Below are 6,210 nucleotides of genomic sequence, written 5' to 3' on the forward strand. Positions count from 1 at the left end.
CGTTCAGACGGCATATTTGAGAAAAGGGGCATAACGCCCCTCTTCTGTGTACCGAATTACTCGGCAGCAGCTTCTTGGGCAGCGGCTACAGTTTCTTGCAGCGCTTGGTTTTTGCCTTCCAAAACTGCGTCAGCGATGCCACGGCAGTACAGGCGGATGGCTTTGGCGGAGTCGTCGTTGCCGGGGATGACGTATTTCACGCCGTCTGGGCTGTTATTGGTATCGACTACGGCGATAACAGGGATACCCAGTTTTTCAGCTTCAACCAGAGTACCTTTTTGGTAACCGGTATCAATAACGAAAATCGCGTCAGGCAGGCCTTTCATGTTTTTGATACCGCCCAAAGAACGTTCCAGCTTTTCAACGTCGCGTTGCATTTCCAGAATTTCTTTTTTGTTGAAACCGCCTTCAGCAGCGTTTTCCAGGGCAGCAGTTTTTTCTTCCAGGCGTTTGATGGATTGCTTAACGGTTTTGTAGTTAGTCAGCATACCACCCAACCAGCGGTAATCAACGAAAGGCATACCGGCACGGGTAGCTTCTTCGCGGATGATTTCACGCGCTTGACGTTTGGTGCCGACGAACAATACTGTACCTTTGTTAGCAACCAGACGGCGTACGGCTTCTTGCGCCTCTTGGAACATCGGCAGGGTTTTTTCCAGGTTGACGATATGGATTTTGTTGCGCGCACCGAAAATGTATTGAGCCATTTTCGGGTTCCAGAAACGGGTTTGGTGGCCGAAGTGGACACCGGCTTCAATCATCTGACGCATAGTAATTTGAGACATGTTATTTCCTTGAAAGGGTTAAGGGCACACATTCAATCGCATAGAACTTGATAGGCCGCGCCTATTGTCAAGCACCCTTCGGCGAAAGTGGGCATAAGTTTTAAAAAATAGTGTGTTTCCGAAATGGAAAACTGACGAATTATAGCGGATAAGATGCCGTCTGAAAAGGGATTCAGGGTTTTGTGCCGCTGTCTTTTTGCCGTTGTGCGCGCTGCTCTTCGAATTCTGCCTGTTCCTGCTGTCTCATCAGGCGGTTGCGGCGGCGGACGGTGATGGTGCAAACCGTGAACACGGTGGGCAGAACCGCCCAAAAAACCAAATAAATCAAGGCGCGCGCAATACTCGGCTGCGCGGCGGAATACATAACGGCAACAAAAAGATAGCCGATGGCGACGATGTGCCACATTGTGTGCGTCCTGTTTGAATGTTAACAAAATCGTTATAATCGCAACATTCTACCGCAATCCTGAAAGGCCGTCTGAAATGAGGAACGAGGAAAAACACGCCCTGCGCCGAGAATTGCGTCGCGCCCGCACACAGATGGGGCATCAAGGGCGGTTGGCGGCGGGGCAAACGATTAACCGCCTGCTCAAGCGTTATATTAAAAAAGGGCGGAAAATCGGCGTGTATTGGCCGATAGGCAACGAACTGCGGCTGGACGGTTTCGTCCGTGCGGCGCAAAAACGCGGTGCAAAACTTTATCTGCCTTATATCGAACCGCGTTCGCGGCGGATGTGGTTTACGCCGTATCCTGAAAGCGGAATGGAACGGGAGCGCATACGGGGCAGGGCGAAGTTGAACGTGCCGCAGTTTGCAGGGCGCAAAATCCGCGTGCACGGTTTGTCGGTATTGCTCGTCCCGCTTGTCGGCATAGACCTCGAAGGCTACCGTTTGGGGCAGGCGGGCGGCTATTACGATGCGACGCTTGCGGCGATGAAATACCGTTTGCAGGCAAAAACCGTGGGCGTAGGCTTTGCCTGCCAACTGGTCGGCACGCTGCCGCGCGAGGCGCACGACCTGCCGCTGGACGGTTTTGTGTCGGAGGCGGGAATATTGTGTTTTTAGCCGTTCAGACGGCATTTCGGGCGGAAATGCCGTCTGAAGGCGGAATATTGGGAGAAAAGGATGTCGGAAAGGATAATACTGCCGGTCTTGTCGTTGGGCGGCGTTCGTCTCGAACCGTTGGATGTGCATCATGAAACGGGTTTGCGCGAGGCGGTTTGCGATGGGGAGGTTTGGAAGCTGGGGGTAACGTCCGCGCCCCATCCGGATAGGGTGGCAGACTATATCGGGACAGCATTGGCAACGCGTTTGGCGTTTGCGGTTGTCGATGAAGAGGCGGGCAGGGTGGTCGGGACAACGGCGTATTATCATTTTGAACCGCAGATTCCGCGTTTGGATATTGGGTTTACATGGTATGCGGCATCGGCACAACGGACACGGATAAACACCTGTTGCAAAATCATGTTGTTGGATTACGCGTTCGATGTTTTGGCTTGCTGTTGCGTGGGATGGCGCACGGATATTCTGAACCTTGCCTCGCAACGTGCCATCGAACGGCTGGGCGCGGAAAAAGACGGTGTGCTGCGTATGCATATGCTCCGTAAAGACGGCAGTGTGCGCGATACGGTTGTGTACAGTATGCTGAGGAAAGATTGGTGCAAAAACAGGGAAATCCTGACCGGCAGGTTGGCGGGATATGGCGTGCAGGTATGAGGCAGTATTTTCAAATTTAAAAAACTTAACGCAATATGCTGACAATCTTTTAAAAATTAATATATAAACAATTTTGATTTTTTATCTATTAAAAATTTGATATATATAGATAAATAACTATTTTTATTTTCCATTTCGCAGTTTCCCGGCTTGGCGGGCGACAGAAAAACTTTGCATTTCCCAGTAAAATCCACTACATTCACGATAACATATTACAAGCCCCTGAAGCGGTGTCGGAAGCCATACTTGCAACGCATTCCAACCCCGAAACAGCGTGCTCGGACACACACCATTGCCGGTTTCCCCTGCTTTTGCGATTCAGGCGTTTGTAGTACGGCAAATAACCATAAGGGCAGAAGATGCCTGTTTTTTAGGAGTAAACCATGGCTGAAGCGACAGACGTTGTCTTGGTGGGCGGCGGCATTATGAGCGCGACTTTGGGCGTTTTGCTCAAAGAACTCGAACCGTCTTGGGAAATCACCCTGATTGAACGCTTGGAAGATGTGGCGTTGGAATCTTCAAACGCGTGGAACAACGCCGGCACGGGGCATTCCGCGCTGTGCGAATTGAACTATGCGCCGCTGGGTGCAAATGGGATTATCGATCCGACGCGTGCCCTCAATATTGCCGAACAGTTCCATGTCAGCCGTCAGTTTTGGGCGACGCTGGTTGCGGAAGGCAAGTTGGAAGATAATTCTTTCGTCAATGCCGTGCCACATATGTCTTTGGTGATGAATGAAGACCACTGCCGTTACCTGCAAAAACGCTATGATGTGTTTAAAACGCAGAAACTTTTTGAAAATATGGAATTTTCCACCGATCGGAACAAAATTTCCGATTGGGCTCCGCTGATGATGCGCGGTCGGGATGAAAACCAACCCGTCGCCGCCAACTACTCCGCCGAAGGTACGGATGTCGATTTCGGACGGCTGACGCGCCAGATGGTGAAATATTTGCAGGGCAAGGGCGTAAAAACCGAGTTCAACCGCCACGTCGAAGACATCAAACGCGAATCCGACGGCGCGTGGGTGCTCAAAACCGCCGATACCCGCAACCCCGACGGGCAGCTCACCCTCCGCACCCGCTTCCTCTTCCTCGGCGCGGGCGGCGGCGCGCTGACCCTGCTGCAAAAATCCGGCATCCCCGAAGGCAAGGGCTACGGCGGCTTCCCCGTGTCCGGCCTGTTCTTCCGCAACAGCAACCCCGAAACCGCCGAACAACACAACGCAAAAGTGTACGGGCAGGCTTCCGTCGGCGCGCCGCCGATGTCCGTCCCGCACCTCGACACACGCAACGTGGACGGCAAACGCCACCTTATGTTCGGTCCTTACGCAGGCTTCCGTTCCAACTTCCTCAAGCAAGGCTCGCTTATGGATTTGCCGCTGTCCATCCATATGGACAACCTCTATCCTATGCTGCGCGCCGGCTGGGCGAATATGCCGCTGACCAAATACCTGCTGGGCGAATTGCGTAAAACCAAAGAAGAACGCTTCGCCTCCCTGCTGGAATATTACCCCGAGGCAAACCCCGACGACTGGGAACTCATCACCGCAGGGCAACGCGTCCAAATCATTAAAAAAGACTCCGAAAAAGGCGGCGTGCTCCAGTTTGGTACGGAGATTGTCGCCCACGCCGACGGCTCGCTCGCCGCATTGCTGGGCGCGTCGCCGGGCGCATCGACCGCCGTGCCGCTGATGATCCGACTGATGCACCAATGCTTCCCCGAGCGCGCCCCGTCTTGGGAAGGCCGTCTGAAAGAGCTGGTACCGGGTTACGGCATCAAGTTGAACGAAAACCCCGAAAGGGCGGATGAAATTATCGCCTATACCGCGAAAGTGTTGGATATTTAAGCCGAATCTTTCAAGAAAAGCCGTACCCCCATATGGTGTTGATGCCGTCCCTGCCAGTTATGCCCTTCATCCGGCAGGGCAGGTTTTGATACACGGGGCAGGTAATCGTTTTTTCCCTTTTGCGAATAATGGAACGGTCAAAAAAACAGCGTTTTCATTTCTGAAAACGCTGTTTTTTTGTTGTCTGATTAACGTGGGGAACAGTCTTTGAAGACGATTTGGTTATCAGGTGCGGTAATCATAATGGGCTGTTTGCGGTAGGATTTGCCATCCATCACGCCGGTACCCAAAACATAACCGCCTTCTTTGCCGTAGAATGTTTCCACATTGTCGGATTTGTCCAAATTGACAGGCATTTGCACGCGTTTGCCGTTGATGACGGCGGAAGCGTATGTGGTCAGACCCTGTTTGTTGAAGCCGTAAGTTACTTTGACTTTTTTACCTTGCTGGCAGACGTAGCTGACGGTTTTTTTTGCAACAGTGGGGTTGTCCGTGCCAGCGGCGGCAGCCATACTGCTGAGCGCGATTGCGGAAGACAGGATTGCGGTGGTCAGAAGTTTCATTTTTATTCCTTTGGATAGATGTGGAGTTTGCCCGTTTCGGACTGTTTGACATTCTAATGTCGGCGTATCCTGAAATAAACAGGAAATTGGATAAAGTTTGTAAAAAGGCAGGTTCGGGCGGTTCGGCAGTTTGATGCAGGGGCGGCAGGCGGGGTACGGCAGCCTGTCCGGTGTTTCAGACGGCATTGTTTGCGTTTTTTGGAAATGAAAAACCTCCGGGCATCCGGAGGTTGCGGTTTAACCTTGTTTTTTTCTTTCGGCCTTGGTCTGTTTGGACAATTCGGCATACAGGTCGGGATGGTGTTTTTTCAACAGGGCGGCGATTTCCATATCTTTTTTGTTGACTTTCGCCAAATCGAGGCATTCGATATGGACGAGGCGGAGCAGTTCGCGTACGGGTTTGGGCATCTTGCGGCCGGTTTCGTAGCGCGAGCCTCCGGATTGGGTAACGCCGACCTTGCCCCAGAAGTCTATCTGGTTCAGCCCGGTCTTTTTACGGATGGCTTTAACATCTTCTATATTTTCAAATATTTTCATAAAATTTCCTTTAAGTTTTTCTGGTTGCGGGGCAAATCCCGATTTGCTTTGTTTTTGTAATGTGCCGGGTCAAGCTTGTTTTTATATTGTATATTATATCTGCCGTTTTTTCAGACGGCATTGTTTGTTTTTATGGGGTGGATACGTCTGGCTTCAGGGTTTGCCGGAGGCGGGGCTGACGGTGAGGATTTCGTAGCCGGTTTCGGTAACCAAGACTTCGTGTTCCCATTGGGCGGAGAGGGAGCGGTCTTTGGTAACCACCGTCCAGCCGTCGTTAAGGATGCGCAGGTGGCGTTTGCCTTGGTTGATCATCGGTTCGACGGTGAAAATCATACCCGGTTTTAGAACGGGGCCTTGTCCTTTTTTTCCGTAGTGCAACACTTGCGGGGCTTCGTGGAAACCGCGCCCGATGCCGTGTCCGCAAAATTCCTGTACGACGGAATAGCCGGCGTTTTCGGCAACCTGTTGGCAGGCGTAGCCTACGTCGCCCAGCGTCGCGCCGGGTTTGACGGCTTCTATGCCAGCCATCATAGAGGCGTGGGTTACGTCGATCAGACGTTGGGCGATGGGGGAGACTTTGCCGACGGTAAACATACGGCTGGAGTCGCCGTGGAAGCCGTCTTTCTTGATGGTGAGGTCGATGTTGATAATGTCGCCTTCTTTGAGCGGCTTATTGTCGGGAATGCCGTGGCAGATGACGTGGTTGACGGAGGTACAGCAGGATTTGGGGTAGGGCGGGTTGCCGTAGTGGAGGGGGGC

General features: G+C 52.3%; 8 protein-coding genes. 3 read left to right on the top strand and 5 right to left on the bottom strand.

Annotated features, from left to right (window positions below; genetic code table 11):
* Positions 1 to 56: 56 nt before the first annotated feature.
* Both rpsB and KEM39_RS05210 read right to left on the bottom strand, forming a co-directional pair.
* Positions 57 to 785, bottom strand: coding sequence for a 30S ribosomal protein S2 (gene rpsB, locus KEM39_RS05205; RefSeq protein WP_002243114.1), 729 nt, complete (start codon positions 783 to 785; stop codon positions 57 to 59).
* A gap of 172 nt (positions 786 to 957) precedes the next feature.
* Complete coding sequence (locus KEM39_RS05210) at positions 958 to 1,191, bottom strand: hypothetical protein (protein ID WP_002255532.1); 234 nt, start codon at positions 1,189 to 1,191, stop codon at positions 958 to 960.
* Positions 1,192 to 1,268: 77 nt separating this feature from the next.
* Between KEM39_RS05210 and KEM39_RS05215 the strand changes: the two genes are divergently transcribed.
* The 3 genes from KEM39_RS05215 (at position 1,269) to KEM39_RS05225 (ending at position 4,351) form a co-directional block, all read left to right on the top strand.
* Positions 1,269 to 1,850 (top strand): 5-formyltetrahydrofolate cyclo-ligase, encoded by a 582-nt coding sequence (locus tag KEM39_RS05215; RefSeq protein ID WP_002255531.1) that lies wholly within the window; start codon positions 1,269 to 1,271, stop codon positions 1,848 to 1,850.
* Positions 1,851 to 1,910: 60 nt separating this feature from the next.
* Positions 1,911 to 2,501 (top strand): GNAT family N-acetyltransferase, encoded by a 591-nt coding sequence (locus tag KEM39_RS05220; RefSeq protein WP_118834173.1) that lies wholly within the window; start codon positions 1,911 to 1,913, stop codon positions 2,499 to 2,501.
* Positions 2,502 to 2,884: 383 nt separating this feature from the next.
* On the top strand, positions 2,885 to 4,351 hold the full coding sequence (locus KEM39_RS05225; protein WP_118834172.1) for a malate:quinone oxidoreductase: 1,467 nt from the start codon (positions 2,885 to 2,887) through the stop codon (positions 4,349 to 4,351).
* A 188-nt stretch (positions 4,352 to 4,539) separates the two neighbouring features.
* Here the strand turns inward: KEM39_RS05225 and KEM39_RS05230 are convergent, their stop codons facing one another.
* From KEM39_RS05230 to map, 3 genes are all read right to left on the bottom strand, one after another.
* Positions 4,540 to 4,914, bottom strand: coding sequence for a DUF7606 domain-containing protein (locus KEM39_RS05230; RefSeq protein WP_002225721.1), 375 nt, complete (start codon positions 4,912 to 4,914; stop codon positions 4,540 to 4,542).
* 237 nt (positions 4,915 to 5,151) lie between these two features.
* A complete protein-coding gene (locus tag KEM39_RS05235; RefSeq protein WP_107819570.1) occupies positions 5,152 to 5,451 on the bottom strand; it encodes a helix-turn-helix domain-containing protein in 300 nt (99 codons plus the stop codon).
* Between the two features lie 153 nt (positions 5,452 to 5,604).
* A partial coding sequence (gene map, locus KEM39_RS05240; RefSeq protein ID WP_211709679.1) for a type I methionyl aminopeptidase occupies positions 5,605 to 6,210 on the bottom strand: 606 nt, incomplete at its 5' end.

This window comes from Neisseria sp. Marseille-Q1983, assembly GCF_018224585.1.
GTDB lineage: Bacteria > Pseudomonadota > Gammaproteobacteria > Burkholderiales > Neisseriaceae > Neisseria > Neisseria polysaccharea.